The organism is Rhodococcus opacus B4, from assembly GCF_000010805.1.
GTDB classification, from domain to species: Bacteria; Actinomycetota; Actinomycetes; order Mycobacteriales; family Mycobacteriaceae; genus Rhodococcus_F; species Rhodococcus_F opacus_C.
Genome location: NC_012522.1, coordinates 368,832 through 385,913, shown reverse-complemented (window position 1 = coordinate 385,913; position 17,082 = coordinate 368,832). Strand labels below are relative to the sequence as shown.

General features: G+C 67.0%; 11 protein-coding genes and 2 pseudogenes. 7 read left to right on the top strand and 6 right to left on the bottom strand.

Translation table 11 applies throughout. From position 1 onward, the window contains the following. Window positions 1-26: 26 nt before the first annotated feature. On the bottom strand, window positions 27-899 hold the full coding sequence (locus tag ROP_RS01745; RefSeq protein WP_012687627.1) for a hypothetical protein: 873 nt from the start codon (window positions 897-899) through the stop codon (window positions 27-29). Between the two features lie 69 nt (window positions 900-968). Here ROP_RS01745 and ROP_RS01740 point away from each other — a divergent pair. The 4 genes and pseudogenes from ROP_RS01740 to ROP_RS01725 all read left to right on the top strand — a co-directional run. Beyond that, window positions 969-1,329 (top strand): annotated as a pseudogene (locus ROP_RS01740) (hypothetical protein); the annotation flags it as partial. Between the two features lie 40 nt (window positions 1,330-1,369). Next, window positions 1,370-2,784 (top strand): annotated as a pseudogene (locus tag ROP_RS01735) (hypothetical protein). Next, on the top strand, window positions 2,784-3,806 hold the full coding sequence (locus ROP_RS01730) for a glutamate ABC transporter substrate-binding protein (protein ID WP_012687624.1): 1,023 nt from the start codon (window positions 2,784-2,786) through the stop codon (window positions 3,804-3,806). Before ROP_RS01735 ends, ROP_RS01730 begins: the two are co-directional and overlap by 1 nt. A 91-nt stretch (window positions 3,807-3,897) precedes the next feature. Next, window positions 3,898-4,437 carry a hypothetical protein gene (locus tag ROP_RS01725; protein ID WP_012687623.1) on the top strand — a complete coding sequence of 180 codons (540 nt, stop codon included), beginning with the start codon at window positions 3,898-3,900 and terminating at the stop codon, window positions 4,435-4,437. Between the two features lie 86 nt (window positions 4,438-4,523). Here the strand turns inward: ROP_RS01725 and ROP_RS01720 are convergent, their stop codons facing one another. Continuing rightward, window positions 4,524-7,832, bottom strand: coding sequence for a VCBS domain-containing protein (locus ROP_RS01720; protein ID WP_231868845.1), 3,309 nt, complete (start codon window positions 7,830-7,832; stop codon window positions 4,524-4,526). Between ROP_RS01720 and ROP_RS43940 the strand changes: the two genes are divergently transcribed. Beyond that, entirely contained in the window at window positions 7,816-8,292 is a 477-nt protein-coding gene (locus ROP_RS43940) for a hypothetical protein (RefSeq protein ID WP_231868844.1), read from the top strand. The two genes, ROP_RS01720 and ROP_RS43940, sit on opposite strands and share 17 nt — an antisense overlap. 167 nt (window positions 8,293-8,459) lie before the next feature. Here ROP_RS43940 and ROP_RS01715 read toward each other — a convergent pair whose 3' ends face one another. Then, on the bottom strand, window positions 8,460-11,009 hold the full coding sequence (locus tag ROP_RS01715) for a LuxR family transcriptional regulator (protein ID WP_012687621.1): 2,550 nt from the start codon (window positions 11,007-11,009) through the stop codon (window positions 8,460-8,462). Between the two features lie 474 nt (window positions 11,010-11,483). On the opposite strand from ROP_RS01715, the gene ROP_RS01710 reads away from it, so the two are divergent. After that, window positions 11,484-13,514, top strand: coding sequence for a TerD family protein (locus ROP_RS01710; protein WP_012687620.1), 2,031 nt, complete (start codon window positions 11,484-11,486; stop codon window positions 13,512-13,514). A gap of 30 nt (window positions 13,515-13,544) precedes the next feature. Here the strand turns inward: ROP_RS01710 and ROP_RS01705 are convergent, their stop codons facing one another. From ROP_RS01705 to ROP_RS01695, 3 genes are all read right to left on the bottom strand, one after another. Next, on the bottom strand, window positions 13,545-14,234 hold the full coding sequence (locus ROP_RS01705) for a hypothetical protein (protein ID WP_012687619.1): 690 nt from the start codon (window positions 14,232-14,234) through the stop codon (window positions 13,545-13,547). A 118-nt stretch (window positions 14,235-14,352) separates the two neighbouring features. Further along, window positions 14,353-14,784, bottom strand: coding sequence for a hypothetical protein (locus tag ROP_RS01700; RefSeq protein ID WP_012687618.1), 432 nt, complete (start codon window positions 14,782-14,784; stop codon window positions 14,353-14,355). A 120-nt stretch (window positions 14,785-14,904) separates the two neighbouring features. Then, on the bottom strand, window positions 14,905-15,609 hold the full coding sequence (locus ROP_RS01695) for an FHA domain-containing protein (RefSeq protein ID WP_012687617.1): 705 nt from the start codon (window positions 15,607-15,609) through the stop codon (window positions 14,905-14,907). 238 nt (window positions 15,610-15,847) lie between these two features. Between ROP_RS01695 and ROP_RS01690 the strand changes: the two genes are divergently transcribed. Continuing rightward, a complete protein-coding gene (locus ROP_RS01690; RefSeq protein ID WP_012687616.1) occupies window positions 15,848-17,080 on the top strand; it encodes a DUF6745 domain-containing protein in 1,233 nt (410 codons plus the stop codon). The last annotated feature ends 2 nt before the right edge of the window (window positions 17,081-17,082 follow it).

Below are 17,082 nucleotides of genomic sequence, written 5' to 3'. Positions count from 1 at the left end.
GAGTAGACAGCCGTAGACATCGCCCGCTACCGGCGAGCCGGCACGAAGCGCCGAACCGCGCGGATCGTGGCGGCCGGTCGCGCCGGATGCCACACCTCGCGATCGGTGTACGACCAGGCATAGGTGGGGCTGCCGTCGCGGATGCAGCCGAGCAGCCGCGGTTCGTCGAGTTCGGCGGCCGACCATTCGTACAGCTGCTGCAGGCGCGGTCCGATCAGGCCGTAGTCCAGCAGCTCGCCGAGGTTGTGCTCGGCGGCGACGTACGCCGCGACGTCGTCTCCGAGTGGATATCGATCGGGGAGTACGCGCGAGAGCGAGAGGAAGATGCCCGTCATCGACAGTCGCGGATCGCCGAGTAGGGGGCCAGCCGGCGCGAGCCGCCCGAGCGCCAGACGTGGCGCTGCGACCAAGGCGTGTGCGAAGAGGACGCGGAGCAGCACGACGTTGAGAAAGAACCGCTCGGGACGGCTCTCGGATTCGGCGAGGCCGCGATGGTCGAGGTAGGCGGAGACAATGCTCGCATTGTGAGCCCGGTACCAGGTGCGTGCGGTCGGATCGGCAACGAACAGCATCCACAGGTCGACCGCCTGCGATGACGGCGTCCCGCCCATCCCGCCGCTCCGGGCGACCGCCTCGCACCCGTCGCGCAGCAGGCGCTCGTTGACTGCCCGCCACCACGGACTCCCGGGCGGCGACGCGTCGAGCGCGGCCAGCACACCGCGGCCGACCTGCCAGCGCATGAACGACAGCGCCGCCCGGCGAAACGGCAGGTGCCGCGGTGCGTTGCCCACCGGACCGTGATACGTGCGGGCGCTCAGCTCGAGGCGGGCATCAGGATCGTCACGCACGGCGTGGACCTGGCCGGACGCCCACTCTGCGGCGGAACCTCGGGAACTCACCGTCCCATTGTCGAACCCGGGCGGGACGGCAGGAAAGGGCAGACGAGCAAAACGCGTCACCGGAAGGTCCTCGAGGCGCCGCTGAAGTTCCGCGCACCTGGCGTGACGGTGCCCCTCGGACTGGGGATCGGGGATCGGCCGGCTCGTATTCCGGGCGCTCAATGTCGCCGAGATGGTGTGGGCGGCGCTGCTCGTCGCCGTACTCCTCATCGAGGGGCCGCCTGCCCGGGTTGTGGTCGCGGGGGCGACCGCGGTCGGCGTGCTCGTGGTCCAGTTGGCCGGGGTCCGGCCCCGGTTGACGCGTCGGTCCGACCGCGTCCTCGCCGGCGAGGACGTCCCGCGTTCTCACGCGCACTACGTCTACATCGGCCTGGAAGTGGCGAAGGTCGTTGCTCTGCTCGTGACGGGAGTTCTGCTACTCGGTGTTTGACGGGGTGCGTCCCGTCTCGGTCCGGCGACCACCCCCTTCGGTGCACACTGGACTCAGCCATGCCGCCCGGATCGGTGCTCCACCGGAACCGCGGGGGCGGTGCAGGAGGGCCGGATGTTCCACCGCGGCGATCACGTCGCCATAGAAACCCCGACGCTCGACGAGGGCCTGCTCGTCGAGCCCGAAGGCCGCCGACCGTGGGTCGAATTCCTCACGTCGACGCCCGGACGGCTGACCGTGCTGGGGGTCGCGCTCATCGCCGTCGTCATCGCCGCCGGCGTGATCACCTCGGCGGCGGTCGGCGCGCGGCAACAGCGGGTCGAGGTATTGCGGACCCACACCGAGCCACTGGCGAATGCCGCCCAGGCCCTCTACAGCTCGCTGTCGATCGCCGATGCCGCCGCGACTACGTCCTTCATCTCCGGTGGCGGGGCGAGTACCGGCGCGGAGCAGTTCACCCAGGCGGTGGGGGACGCGTCGAACGCCCTGGTCACGGCGACCAACGGGGTGTCCTCACAGGATGCCGAATCGCTGGCACTGTTGTCGGACGTCGTGCGCAACCTCGCCGAGTACTTCAACCTCGTCGCCACTGCTCAGGCGAACGATCGGGCCGGAAACCCGGTCGGGGTGGCATATCTGTCCGATGCCTCCGCGCTCATGCAGGACACCATCCTCCCGCTGGCGGAGCAGCTCTACGTCCGTCAGGCCGAGGCGGTCGCCGAGACCCAGACGCACACGGCCCAACTGCCCGCGGCCGCGTTCACGGTGACCGCAGCCGCCCTCGTCGCGCTCGTTCTCGCCCAGTTGTATCTCGTCCGGAAGAGCAAGCGCCGGTTCAACCCCGGCCTCGCGGTAGCGTCGCTCCTCATGGCGGGACTCCTGATCTGGCTGATCGCCGGAAGCCTGGTGTCGACGTCGGCGAGCGAACACGCGAGAACCGAAGGAACGCAACCCATCAACACTGTTGCCCGTGCTCGTATCCTGGCGCAGCAGGCCCGCGCCGACGAGACCCTCGCCCTGCTGCAACGTGGGGCCGACACCCAATCGGAGGTCGACTACACGCGGCACTCCCAGGCGTTGTCCGACGAGCTGACCCGGCAGCTCGACAGCGCACACGGTGACGTGGCCGCGGACGACCTCCGGGACGCCGAGACGGCGCGCGAGGGCTGGCTGGCCGCGCACCGGGACATCGAGATCGCCCTCGAGCGCGGTGACTACCCGACCGCCGCGGCGATCGCCGCCGGGTCCGGCTCCGGTACGTCGGCGGCGAAGTTCGCGGTCATGGACGCGGCCCTCCGGGACGCGATCGACCGACTACGCGACGACGAGGCAGCCGCTGTGACCGACGCCTACCGGTCGATGTCGTCCCTGGCGATCGGTAGCATGATTATTGGCGTGTCCTGCGGATTCGCCGTCGGCGGGGGTATCTGGCCGCGACTGAACGAGTACCACTGATGACACAAGTGCGGAAATCGAGACAGGGGGCGAGGCCCTGGATTCGGTACCTCGTCGGGATTGTCGCTGTCGTCGTCCTCGCCGGCTGCGCGGCACCCGACCCTCTCACCCCGACGGTCTCAGGCACCTACACCACCCGGCCGATGACGAACGGCGCACAGATCATTCCGCCCACGAACAATCCGCCGCCTGAAGGACCGTCCCCCGAGTCGTGCGGAGCGCTTGCGAGCCTACGGCCCGGCCCGCAGCCGCCGCCGGGGCAGATGCCACCCGGTGGGGCACTTGCCGAGATCGCGTCGCGCGGACGGTTGATCGTCGGTGTCGACCAGAACACGAACCCGTTCAGCTTCCGCGACCCGACCACGGGCACCCTGCAGGGCTTCGACATCGACGTGGCGAAGGAGATCACCAAGGACATCTTCGGCGACCCGGCAAAAGTCGAATTCCGGCTGCTCACCTCGGCCGGCCGGTTCTCGGCACTCGAGCAGAACGACGTCGACGTCGTCGTTCACGCCACGGCGATCACGTGCGAACGCGCCCGACGCGTCGGCTTCTCCACCGAGTACTTTCGCGCATTTCAGCGAATTCTGGTCCCGCGGGGTTCCGACATCACGGGGCCGGCGGACCTGGCCGGAAAGCGGGTCTGCACCTTCGTCGACACCACGTCTCTCCCCACGGTCCAACGAGTCGCGCCGGAGGCCACGATCGTCGCCGTCCCCGATTGGGACGACTGCCTCGTCACCATGCAGAAACGGCAGGCCGACGCGACCAGCACCTCCGACGCGCTCCTGGCCGGCCTCGTGTCCCAGGACCCGCATTTTCAGATCGTGGGACCACCGATGGAGGGCGAGGAGCACTGGGGGCTCGCCGTCAACAAGTACAAGGACGACCTGATCAGGTTCGTCAACGGCACTCTCGACCGCATGCGGTCGGACGGAACGTGGATGCGCCTCTACGACCGGTGGATCGCCGGTTCGCTCGGGCCGATCGCAGGCCCACCTCCGGCTACCTATCGAGATTGACGGGACGGTTCCGCTCGCACACCCAACCGAAACAGCTGGATTCCCGTAGTTGCGGGCGGAGTGGGGACGTGCGGAGCGCTACCCTGCATGTGTGGCCGACGCTAGTCTTCGAATCACACGCCTGCGAACTCTGATCGAGCATCCGCGTACCGGTGACACCGAACGGGCAGCGGCGCAGCGAATGCTCGACCGGATCCTGAGTAAGTCGCGTAGCCGGTACGACACAAGTGACCGTACGTACGGCGCGAGGCACGACCGTGTCGGTCGCCATGCGGGTCTGTCGCGCATCGCGGACGAGATCCGCGACGACATCGCGCTCGCGCGGGTGGTGTTCTCGACACCCACTCTGCCCGGGCAGCTCGCGGCGCCCGATCCGATCGGCGATGCCCCTCCGGGAATCACCTATACCGTCGAGACACCGCACGATGCCGGGATCGTCATCACAATCAACGACGTCCCGGCGGATTGGGGATGGATATCGGCAGGCGGCGTCGAGGCCGTCAGCCCGGCACTTCGAGCCCTGGCCGGCGAGCTGGCGAAACTCATGGACGGATACAACCACTACGGCGCACATATCGGACGACGGTTCTTCGGACGCATCCGCGTGGGCGGCGAAACGTTGATCTGGTGAGGTAATTTCAAGCACCTCCTACGAGCAGTGGCCGGCGAAGTCATCGGGGAGTGGGGCCGTTCGCGTCATCCGGCGTGCCGGTTCGGTCAGGTCAGCACAGCGGCGGGTGCGCCGTCCAGTGCGCCGGTGACTGCATACATCGCGCCGTCGTTGTAGTCGGTGACGTACAGCGTGTCGCTCGAGATCGACACCGTCCGCAACGGACCGTAGGGCCCGGTGACCGCGCCCTCCCCGTCGGTTACGAACGTCCCGACGACGGTGTTCGTGGCGGTGTCGATCACCGCAATGGTGCGCCCGTCACCGGCGGTGACGAACGCCCGGCCGCCGTCGGGGCTCAGCGCCAGGTCCTGCGCGTCACCGGTCAGTCGCACGGTATCCAACGTGCTGCCGTAGGTGGCACTCGCCGGATCGATGTCGATCACGCTGACGAGTCCGTATCCGCCCGTCACGCGCCACAGGCGGCCCTGGCTGTCGGTGATGAACTGTCCGTTGGAGAAGCTGCCGGTGGCGCGTTCCACGGTGCTGACGTGGTGGGTGACGTACAGCCGGTTCCCGTTCACGACGGTGACGCTGTGCGAAACGTCGGCGAATTCGCTGCTCGTCCTGGTGAGGTCCCATTCGGGACCGACGGTGATCTCCGCGGTCCTGGTCAGGGAGGCGGTGTCGATGACACTGACGGTGGCGCCGCTCGTGCCGTACAGGTAGCGGCCGTCCGCACTGACTTCCAGGCTGCTGTAGGAGCCGAGCAGCTGGGAGGCGATCACGGTGTTCGTGGCGGTGTCGATGACCGACACCGTGCCGTCCTCACCGCTGGCGTAGAGGCGTGTCCCGTCGGGACTGACGGCCAACTCCTGAGCCAGGGAATAGCCCTGGTAATCGGGGGCGGGGTCAACCCAGATCGTGTCGACGACGGTGCCGGTGCTCGTGTCGATCACCGAGATGGCGCCGGTATAGGGGCTGTTGACGTACACCGACGTCGAGGTGGCCGCGATGTTCGACGACGCCCAGTCGACCTCGATCGGCGCACCGACGACCGTGTTGGTCTCGGGATCGATCACCCGGACGAAGCCCTCGTCGCTGACGACGTAGATGCGGTCCTCGGCCGTCACCACGCCGGTCGGACCGCTTCCGACCGCAATGGTGGTCGACTCGACCTCGAGGATATCCGGGACCTCGGTCGGCGAGATGGCAACGGTGACAACGATGTTCGTCACGGCCTGGCCGTCGGCAAGGGCGATGGTGAAATGGTCGGCGTCCTCTCCCGGTGTTTGCAAGGCGAGGTCGCGGGCGGCGGCGGTCGGGGTGTAGGTGAATGTCATGCCGTCGGAGACGACCGATCCGGACCCGGGTGCGGTGTTCGTGAAGGTCAGCGGGTCCCCGTCGGGGTCTCTGGGGTCGACGAGGGTGACGACGACGGCGCCGTCGGACGGCCGAGGTGCGTCGGCTGTCCAGCTCATTGTGGGTTCGGAGTTCACGTGGGTGAGCGTCACGGCCCGCACCCGCCCGTCCGTCGCATCGGTGACGAGCATTCGGGAACCATCGGCACTCAGCGCGATGGAGTGGTCGCCGGACTCGGTAGGCGAGTCGATGGAGAGTGTGGACACAACGGTGTTGGTGCGTGCGTCGATGACGGTCAGCCTGTCCGGATTGGAGACGACATAGGCCGCGCTTCCGTCGGGGGAGACGCGTACGGCGGTCGGCTGGGAACCGACGGCGACGGTGGTTACGACGCTGTTGGTGGCAGTGTCGATGACCGAGACGGTGTTGTTGGCGCGGTTGGTGACGTACGCGCGGGTGCCGGTGGGGTTGACCGCGACGGCGTTGGGTGTGGTGCCGGTTCTGATGGTGGCGACGACGGTGTTGGTGGCGGTGTTGATCACCGACACCGTGTTGCTGCTGCGGTTGGTGACATATACACGGGTGCCGTCGGGGCTCACGGCGACAGCATTCGGTGTGATGCCGACCTTGATGGGGGATCCGACGACGGTGTTGGTGGCGGTGTTGATCACCGACACGGTGCCGCTGCCGCTGTTGGTGACATACGCGCGGGTGCCGGCGGGATTGACGGCGACGGCGCTGGGTGTGGTGCCGGTCTTGACGGTGGCGACGACGGTGTTGGTGGCGGTGTCGATCACCGACACGTTTCCGCTGCCGCTGTTGGTCACATACACCCGGGTCCCGGCCGGGTTGGCCGCGACGCCGGTCGGCGAGGTGCCGACGGTCACCGTGCCGACGACGGTGTCGTTTGTGTCGAGCACGGAGACGCTCTTCGAACCCTGGTTTGCCACATAGGTTCTGGTGCCGGTGAACACCGCACCGGACGGGTTGGACCCGACGGTGGTGGACTGCGCGACCTGCATCCGGGCCGCCGACACCGGCACCTGCACGGTCACCGGGGTGCTGGTCTGCCCGGAGGTCGGGGTGACGGTGAACGAGTCGAACGAGGTGTAATCGGCGCTCGGGTCCAGGGCGGCCACCTGGCGCGCTGCCTGGGTGGGGGTGTACCTGAAGCCGCCGGTCTCGTCGACGGTGACCGTTCCGCGGCTCGGCTGTCCGGTGACCGTGTAGCCGAGTTGGTCTCCGGACGTGTTGATCGAGCCGAGAACCACGCCGGTACTGCGGTCGGGCGCACCGACGGTCGGCCCAGCAGTCGATGTGGAGCTGGTGCCGGTGGATGCGGTGCTCGTGAGTGTGGATGCGGTGCTTGTGACGGCGACCGATTCGATCGGCTCGCTGGTCGTAACGGGGGCGGCAGCCAGCGTCGGGTTCGCGTCGGCGGTGAACACCTTCTCCTGTCGACGGCACCATGCCGCGGCCAGCGCCCAGAACGTCGGCGACTCGATCGGTACCTGTGGGTCATTCGACAGGAACGGACGCAGCCCGAGGGCGCCGAGCACCTTCGACACGACACTCGATGCGACGTCCACCGCCGCAGTGGGGAGGGACGGGGCCAATGCCTGCGTCACGACCTGCGACGCATCGGCTTTGGTGTCGGACGCTATGCCTGTCAGGGCCGTCGCCCCGTCGATCGTGGTGATTTCGGGAGCCGACGCCGTCGCTGGAACTGCGTCCTGAATCGCTGCCGGCGCGTTCGGGACGGGTCCGCGGGCTGCCGGGTCCTCCGCCATGATGGGGTCGAGTGCCGCGCCGGAGCTGCCCGTTACCGGGGTGGTCGGGGGGGTCGGCGCAGGGTCGCTGCCCTGGGGTGCGCTGTCGTGACCCTGGACGGGGGCCGGTGACGCGGGCGAATCCGACAGTTCGGTGTCCGCTCGTTCCTGGGGCCGGTCGGCCGGCGCGATCGCGGCACCGGACGCGTCGATCGCTGTCGGTGCCGTGGCATCAGAACTCGATCCGGCCTGCTCGGACTCGCCTGCTGTCGTGCCCGAGTCCGGCATGCTTCCGTCGTTCACAGTCGACGAGATGTCGGGTGTCGTCGCGCCGGACCCGTTCACGTCGTCGCTCGAGGTGGCTGATGTGGATTCGGTGTCCGTTGTGGATTGGGTATCGGTGCCGGACGTGGATTGCGAATCCGTGCCGGACGTGGATTGCGAATCCGTGGTCGAGTCGCCGGTCGTCGACGACCGCGATCCGTCGCTCGACGAATCCGAGTCCGTACGCGATGTGCCGGATGACGTCCTGTCCGAAGAGGCCCCGTCCGTGGATCGATCCGCGGCTCTCCCGTCGGACGATGTTTGGTCGGAGGAGTCGGAACTCGACGACGTGGACGAGTCGCCGACGGACGGTGCTGCTACCGCCGTGCCGGCAGGCGCGACCGCAAGCCCTATGCCCACTGCCACCGCCAGCTCGCCGAGGTGCTTGAGGTGCTTGTCGCTGTTCATGGTTACTCCTCCATGAGGACGCTTCGAACTGCAGTCCGGACGCACCATCCGGGGGCTGGGCCGGCCCATCGCCTCGAAGCGCTTCTCGAGTTGCATGGGACAGCGATCATCATCACGCTCAGTAGCGGATCTGAACCGCGTAGTCGACTACGCGATTTTTCTGGTTGCTGCGGCGACGCGCGATCAGCGCAGTCTGGCGTGGTAACGGTGGCCTTCGACTGTGCGGATGGAGACTCCGAGGCGTTCGGCGATCTCTTTGTTGGTGAAGCCCTGGGAGACGAGGGCGACGACTTCGCGTTGCCGCCTCGTGAGTGGTTTGGTTTCTGTCGCCCGGCGCAGTGCGGGAGTGTCGAGTCCGCGGTGGGTGCCTGCCAGCGTCCTGGCACGTTCGATGGCTGTCAATGCGGAACCGTGATGTTGCTGTTCGCGGAAGAGAGTTCCGGCTTGGGCGGAGGCATCGGTCGCTGCGACGAGGTCACCGATTTCTTCGTACCGTCGTGACGCTTCGGCGAGCGTTTCGCCGTTGACGCTGTTCAGGCCGTTGGCATGCAGTGCAGCGGCGTGGACACGTGGTCCGTCGACGAGGGCGGTGAGCTCGTTCAGCCGGTGCGCTGTGGTGCGATCGCCGAATTGCGATCCGGCTTGCAGGCACATGAGTTCTTGGCCGAAGTGGCCGCGATCGGCCGCGATCGCGGCCGCCTTCCGGGCGAGGCGGATTGCATCGGCGATCATGTCCTGGGCCGCCGCCGCCCATGCTTTGGCGAGGGTGCACGCTGATCGGAGGAAGCCGTAAGGATTCAGCGTGTCGAGATCGCGCACCAGCTCCGCTGCGCGTTTTCCGTCCCCGCGATGCGACAACGCGAGAATCAGGTAGATCCGGCAGCTGACGACAGCCGATCTGTCGTACGTGGTGGTACGGAATTCGCGATCCGCCCTGTTCAGAACCTCCAGCGCAGCGCTCAGGCGACCTCGGGACAGGTCGACGTAGCTGTGGAGCAATGAGACAAACAATCCGATTGTGCCGGGAGTGTTCGCGGCATACTCGACAAACTGGGTCATGACTTGTTCCGCGGCCTGAAGGTACCCCGCGATGAACATCGCTTCGATGTGGAAGTAGACGATCCCGTACTCCAGCGCGGAAGCATCACTGGATGTGGCGACCAAAGCGGAGGCCCGCTCGGTCAACGGAAAAACGTTGGCTGCATTTCCCGAGTAACCGTGGGCAATGACCAGGGCGCAGGAGGTGAGCACGAACGCCATATCGCTCGGTGCAGCCTGATACAGCACGTTTCCTGCGGCGATCGCGTGTTCGGGTCGGCCTTGCACCGACTCGAGGAGTACTTCGAACGCGGCTAGCTCGGGTGACTCGTGGCTCTCGGGCGCTTGCTTGGCGATTGCCAGTTCTCGCCTCGCCTGTTCGGGATCGCCGAGGCTCCAGCAGAGAGTGCCGACTCGCATGACGGACAGTCGCTGTCGCTCCTCGATCGTCAGCGTGTTCTGATCGAGCGCCTCGAGCAGGGCAAATGCATCCTGGGCCCGACCGACATTGGTGAGCACCCAGTAGTGCAGCATCGCGGCTTGAAAGCCGCTGTCGGATATATGTCCGGCGTCCGCGAAACGAAGGGCGAGGGGAGCATCGTGGAGCCGTAGTGCGGTGGCAGTGGCGACGAGGTAAAGCTCCAGGTCGGACGGCAGTTCGGATTCGAGCGTCAGCGATGCCCGTCGCAACAATGCTGCTGGGGTCGGATCAGCGCGGGTGGAAAGAGCGGTTGCGAGACGACCGCGCAGGCGGCGAAGTTGTAGGAGGTTGCCAGTGCTGCGACGGACTTCACCGTAGAGGGGGTGGCTGAGGCGGACGGCGATATCGCCGTTGTCGCTGGTCATGTCGATGAGGCCGCGGGAATGCACTTCCTTGACGGCATGCGGGCTGGTGAGCATCTCCAACACCGTGCCGTCAACGGGTTCGCCGATCGCGAGGTAGTCGAGAACTTCTGCCGTGTCATCGGTCAGTGAACCAAGCTGGCCGGTAATGAGTTTGGCGAGGGTGGGTGAGACGACGGGTTCACCGCTCCACCGCCAGGTGCCGACGTCACTCACGAGCCGTCCTGCGTCTCGTTCCTGACAAACGAGATGCCGCAGGAACAGCACATTGCCCCGGGTCAGGTTCCACAGTTCCGCCGCCGTTGCGGGGGCGACGGGCCCAGCGAGAACTGTCGAAAGCAAGCGTTCAGTGTCGTTCTCGCGCAAGGGATCCAAATCGAGCCGATTGAGGAACCCGTCTTTCCAGAGGGTGGTGATCGTGTCGGGGGCAGGTTCTGTGCTGCGGAGAGTGAGCACGACCCTGGCGAGGCCGCGCTGCACGAGTTGCTGGATGACGACGACCGACAGGTCGTCGAGCAGGTGAACGTCGTCGACGGCCACGACTACGGGTTTGTCGCCGGCAGTGAGCGCCTCGATGACCGTATGGAGGACTTTCATCGGGTCGGCCTGCGAGATCGGTGCCCATTGCGCAAACGCTCCCAAGGGAAGTGTTCGGGTCGAGGCCGTGGCGGTGACCCACCGGACGGCGTGCCGTTTGGCAAGTATGGCGACGGCGGCACTTGCCAAGCGAGTCTTGCCGACACCGACCCCGCCCGCCACAAGAACCCCGGAGTCATCACCGGAGCCTTCGATCGTCGCCCAGATGCGCCGCAGTTCCTGATCCCTGCCAATAAGTGGCCAGACACTGTCCACGGTGCAATCTTACTGGTTGGTTTCATGAGTGCGGCTCGGCACGGAACGACTACGGGCTCGGGCGCGGTACCCCTGGCATGACACGTCGGGCACGCGCTCACCGATCGACATTCGGTACTCCCATTGGTCGGGCACGCGACGGATCTCCGCTCCGGTCGACGTGATAGCTGGCGGGAGTGCATCATCGACAGACGTGGCCGTGGCCGCTGAGCGCGCTGGTGTGCGGCCGTCATCGGCTCGGGCTCATTTCGGCTGGTTTGCAATGTCATTCACGCAGCTGACAGTGAACCGGGGAAGGTTGCCGTCCCGCCGACGCCGTGGGTGTCCGCGGCGACATGATGTTTGCCAGGTGGTGTCCGTGGGCGAAACGAACCGATTAGTATGCGCAGTTGATGCGACGGACATCGGTTGTCGGCACGGGTGGTGTCCGGCCGACAGGTCGTTGCGGTTCCGGATCGAACGAAGGTGGTTCTGGTGGAGTTTCCGATGCTGTCCAAGGGGCAGAACCTGTCCCTGCCTGCTGATGTGGAGCAGATCGACGTGGTGCTGGGGTGGACCGAGTCGGACGTCGAGGTCGACGCGTCGGCATTGCTGCTGAACGTGGACGGGAAGGTACGCTCCGACGCCGATTTCGTGTTCTACAACCAGCCGGAGTCGACCGACGGATCGGTTCGGTTCCTGGGTGCGAGCGGCACCGAGGAGGGTGCGCAGGCGAGGATCGCGATCGACCTGTCCACCGTGCCGGAGGATGTGCACACCGTTGCCCTGGGAGGCAGTGTCGCTGCCGGCGGGTTCGGTGACCTCGGAAAACTCGCCCTCCGAGTCGTCGACGGTGCCGGGCACACGCTGGCGGAGTACGTCACCGCCGACGCCACCACCGAGTCGGCGTTCGTATTCGGCGAGGTGTACCGCCGCAACGGCGACTGGAAGGTCCGGGCGGTCGGGCAGGGCTGGGAGTCCGGGTTGGCGGGGTTGGCCACGGACTTCGGAGTCGACATCGCCGACGACCCGGACCCCGAACTCACCGAGTCCGCCGACGCCCCGTCCGATCGTGAGAATTCCGACGGAGCGGTGCCGACCGGCTCCACCGGCGACGCCCCGCAATTGGTGCCCGAATTGCCCACCACACCGGCCGCACCACGGAAAACGGCGACCCGGGGTGTTCGCACCACCAAGCGCGTGGTGAAGAAGTCGAAGCCGCTCGTATTCGGCCTCGCCGAACAGGACACCTGGCAGCCGGCCCGGTTGTTCTCGGTCATCGGCGTCGGCGCGGGTGAGGAGCAGGAGCGGCGTGCCACGTCCGCGCTGATCGCGACGATGCAGGCGGTGCGTCCGTTCGCCCGTGCGGTGTGTGCCCGAGTGGGGGCTCCCGCGGGCACCTTCGAGGGGTACGTGGAGGTGGCGTACGCGCGGGGCGAGACGAAGGTCATTCCCGACGCCGTGTTGAAGGTCGCCCGCGGCAGCAGGGTGTGGACCGGTCTGCTCGAGGTCAAGACCGGCAGCGGCAAGCTGAAGAAGGAGCAACTCGAGAACTATCTCGACGTGGCTCGGAAGAAGAAGTACGACGTGGTGGTCAGTCTGTCGAACGACGTTCCGGCCAGCGCGGGGGAATTGCCGGTGGAGGTCGATCGGCGCAAGCTCGCCAAGGTCGCCCTACGGCACCTGTCGTGGGCGGAGGTGGCGCACGAGGCGCGGATGTTGCTGTCCCATGGCGGAATCGACGATGATCTCCAGTCGTGGGTCCTTGCCGAGTTCCTGCGTTATCTCGACCATCCGCGTTCCGGGGCGGTCGAGTTCGTCGACATGGGAAGGCACTGGGTCACGGTCCGCGACGCGGTCACCGCCGGCACTCTGCGCGCCGGCGACGAGAAGGCCCTCACCGTGGCCGACACCTGGGTGTCCCTGTCCCGGCATCTCGCGCTGCGCCTGACCGCCGAGTTGGGGGTCACCGTCAAACACGTCCTGCCGCGCCGGCACAGCACCGATCCGGCGGCCCGCAACGCCGCCGTCGCCGAGCGGTTGGCGGGCGACGGCGTATTCGAGGCCGTCCTGCGGATCCCGGAGACTGCCGGGGACCTGGTGGTGATCGCGGATGTGCGGACCAACAAGATCCGCTGCCGGACCACCGTGGAGGCACCGAACGAGGGGACCTCCGGTCGCCGGGTGTCGTGGCTGCTCAAGCAGCTCAGGGACGTTCCGGGCGACGTCCAGGTCGAAGCCGTGTTCTCCGAGCGGGGGAACGAGGCTTGCGAGCACATCGAGGCGGTGCGGGTCGATCCGAAGGTGCTCACCGTCGGCCGGTCCGGGGACATTGTGTCCTTCTGCCTCGAACAGTCGTTCCCGATGGGCGGCCGGAGGTCGGGAACGGCGGCGAGTTTCATCAGCAGCGTGACGTCCTCGGCGGACGGTTTCTACGGAACAGTGGTGCAGCAACTGCGGGAATGGGTGCCTGCTGCTCCCAAGCAGACCGAGCAGCCGAGGGCTGCGGCACCCGAAGGCGAATAGTGGTCGGCCGACGTGCGGTGGGCCTCGACCTCACAGCGTCGGCCGGTCCAGCGGTCGTGCGAGCGGTGCGAGCGCACCCGCGTCCCGCAGCCGCTCGTACACGCGAACCACCGTGTCGATCTCACCCGACGCGGCGATGTGCAGAAGCACGCCGCCGTCCGGAACAGCCGGACCGCTCGCCTCCAGGCCGTCGGGTATCAACACTGCGCGGGCAGAGCACAGGTAGCCGAACCGGCCGACGACCGGATCGCCGACGACGAATCCGGCATCGTCTTCGAGAGCGTCGAGGATGTCGTCGTCGGTCACGTCGCCGAAGTCCGGTTCCCACACCGCCGCGAGCATCGCGAGCAGTTCGGATTCGGGGACGACGGCATCTTCGGGCGCCTCGACCGTCATCACCAGTGACTGCAGCAGAAATTGCGGGGTGCCTCCGGCCACGCCGGAGAGTTCGACCGCCCACCCGGCCTCACCGGTACACACCAACCGCAACCCGGTCCCCGTCCGATCCGACCACGCCTCGGTATCCTGCGCGACCAGAAGAACCGCCGTCAGCTCATCCGGCGCACATGCGGTATCCGGTTCCGACGCGTGCACCTGCCGCCACTCGCCTCCTACCGGTAGCAGCTGCGAGACTCGTTCCAACGTAAGCCGCCATCGCCCCGCCAGCGCTTCGACCGGTTCCGGCCGCGGCCCCCAGAAGGCCCGCACGACGCGTCGCATCCGAATGCGTCCTCCTTCTCCCGCGAGTATCCGCCGAGATCGGCGGGTGGCCATGCGAGCACAGTCTATTCGCGCCCGGTTGTCGCACGGCCGAGCGCCGATTCCGAGGCGTGTCTACTCAGCGTGCACCGAAGTTCGGTCTCGCCGTTGGTCCTGCGCTGATGGCTGCGAGCAGAGAGTCGGCTCGTCTCACCTGACGATGCATCCCGAACGCACCGACGAGTGACAAGGCGGCCGACCCCACGAACACCCACGTCAGGAGTGTGCCGCCCTCGCCGACGGCATGGGCGAGTGTGACGAATGACATGAGGAGACCGGCGGCAAGCATCACCCAGCGACCGCGGGCGACCGTCTGTCGGCTCTCCACCAGCCGTGGTCGCCATGACCAGATGTCTGCGTCCGGTGGCAGCGCGCCGGTGTCGATCGCCGTCGACACCTCTCGTTTCGCGGCCAGCCGCGGACCGCGGCCGCTTCTGATCAGCCAGAGCGGCAGGACGTATGCGGTGAGGGCGCCTGTCGCGCCACCGACGATCACGAAGGTCGGATCCATGCATGCCTCGTTGGGTAGACGTTGTGTGCAAGAACAGGATCCGCCGGACCTCCCGCGGTCGAAACACACCCTGGGGCTCGAAACTCGCCCCCCAGCGGCTGAGCCGAATCCTGTGGACCCTCAGAAGTCGCTGGGAGCAGCCGCGTCGAGGACGCCATTGGTGAGGGCGAGAGTGACGAGTCGCGAACGTTTCTGATTCTGAGGGAGGTCCTCGATGTGGAATGTGCTGAAGAGAGCACGGAGATGGGTCTTGACGGTTTCAGTACTCAAATGCAGGGCATCGGCAATCTGGCGATTCGAGGCCGGGATGGGGTGGTCGGTGCCGTCGTGGAACGGCCGGCACAGCTCCGTGAGGACGGTGTGCTGGGCAGGTGTGAGAACGATGTCCGGATCCACGGTGTCCCCGATGTGGGTGATGCCGCAGTCCGTGCCCGGCTCCCCGTGGTAGGTGAGGAGGCTCTCGCCGACCTGGATGACGTCTCCGGGGTGAAGGGTCTGACGCCCTTGCAGGCGGGTGCCGTTCACGAAGGTGCCGTTGCGGGAGAGGCCGTCGTCGGTGATGGTCCAGTGGATGCCGATGCGTTCGATGGTGGCGTGCAGGCGCGAGATGTCCGGGTCGGTGGGCAGTGACAGGTCGGCGTAAGCGGAGCGGCCGATGACGATCGGGGAGCGGTCCGGGATGAGGGTCATCTCGTCGGTCCGCCCGTGGTCGGTGTACGACAGGACGGAGTCCGTCACCGGGAGTTCCCCTTTCAGAGCGTCGGCGGGACCGGTGCGATGCCGAGATCCGTCGTTCGGCGGGGCGCTGTAGTTGCTCGACGTCATGGTGTGCTTTCTGGCGGTCGGTGCGGATGTTGTCGATTCCGGTTCCTCCATCGTGGCGCGCAGGGGCCGGTCCTGTTAGACCCCCTGGGGTGGTTTCCGGCCACCCCGCCGGTTCCGGGTCGGCGAGCGGTGGGGCCTCGACCGATCGCGGCGTCGGCCGGAGGTCTTGCGCTCGAGGCATTCGCGTGCCACGCTCAGACACTATGACTATCGGAAAGGCGAACTCCGCCACAAACGCGTGAGCGCCACGCCACGTCGCTCGAAGGCTCGACACCGAGCGACATTCATCGATAACACCGATCACTCCGCCGAATACATGTTCGGTGTCGGAGCTGTGCGTGACGCATGGCTCGGGCACGGATTGTGTGCACGCCCGTCAGACCGCGCCGCGGCCGAATCGGCCGTCGAAACACTCTATCGGCGAGCAGGATTCCGAGATCCGGAGTTCGTGTGGGTGCCGTCGCCCCCGGCCGGATCGGACCTGATCGCCGCCGAGGGGTTGGCGACGACGCTGTCGTTCGCCGGCGACGGAGCCGACTGCGTATCCGCCCGAATGGCAACCATGCTCTCGGAATCGCGCAAACGTATGGATGCCCTGATCGCCCGGGGGAGATCCGACTGGCCGAACGAACGCCGGGCGATCGAAATCGCACGTGCCCAGCCGCCCGACCACTCTGCCCGCGTCGGCATCAGCCCCAACGCCATCATCCGAGCCGCTGTCTGGGACTCTTTGCGCACGACCCTTTTCGACGGCGTCGCGGCTGCGATACGAACGCTGATGCCCGCCGCCGTCGGCGGCGTGAGCTGGTACGGACAGCAAGAAGCGCATCGGGTCGCGTACTACGACACGTACCGTCGGTTCGGGCTCGCCAGGTTCCACTCCGTCGATGCCGAGCTGCTCGACGTCCATACGGCGCTGACCGGCGCGACCGGGTGGTGGTGGGCGTTCGACAGCACCTGCGTCATGGCGGAGCGTCCCATCGCCCTTCATGCCGAGCCCATACCGGGCCGTGTCCACAACGAGCACCGGTTGCATCACCTGGATGCGCCTGCGCTCGAATTCGGGGACGGTCGATCGCTTTTCGTGCAGAACGGGACGATCGTCCCCGACTGGGTCGTCCTCGAGCCGACCGTCGAACGCATCGCCGGCGAACGTAACGTGGAGGTCCGCCGATGCGCGATCGAGCGCATCGGATGGGACACCTACATCGACTCGGCCGGACTCGCGTTGATCGGCCGCGTCGACGATCCCGGCAACATCGGTCACACGCTGCAGCTGTACGCAACTTCGGACGGCCGGGGCCGCATCGAGCATATCCTGCTCGCCGTCAACGGTTCTCCCGAACGCGACGGCCGTCGGCGACGATACGGAATCTATGTGCCCACGCGGATTTCGTCCGCGTTGGACGCCGCAGCGTGGACCTACGGCCTCGACGGCGCCGACTACGCCCGTCTCGTTCGCCGAACCTGAAA

Coding starts and splice junctions, on each gene's coding strand:
- ROP_RS01730 (WP_012687624.1), top strand. CDS start 2,784: ATGACACAAGTGCGGAAATCGAGACAGGGGGCGAGGCCCTGGATTCGG.
- ROP_RS01700 (WP_012687618.1), bottom strand. CDS start 14,784: ATGGATCCGACCTTCGTGATCGTCGGTGGCGCGACAGGCGCCCTCACC.
- ROP_RS01705 (WP_012687619.1), bottom strand. CDS start 14,234: ATGCGACGCGTCGTGCGGGCCTTCTGGGGGCCGCGGCCGGAACCGGTC.
- ROP_RS01720 (WP_231868845.1), bottom strand. CDS start 7,832: ATGCCGGACTCGGGCACGACAGCAGGCGAGTCCGAGCAGGCCGGATCG.
- ROP_RS01695 (WP_012687617.1), bottom strand. CDS start 15,609: ATGACGTCGAGCAACTACAGCGCCCCGCCGAACGACGGATCTCGGCAT.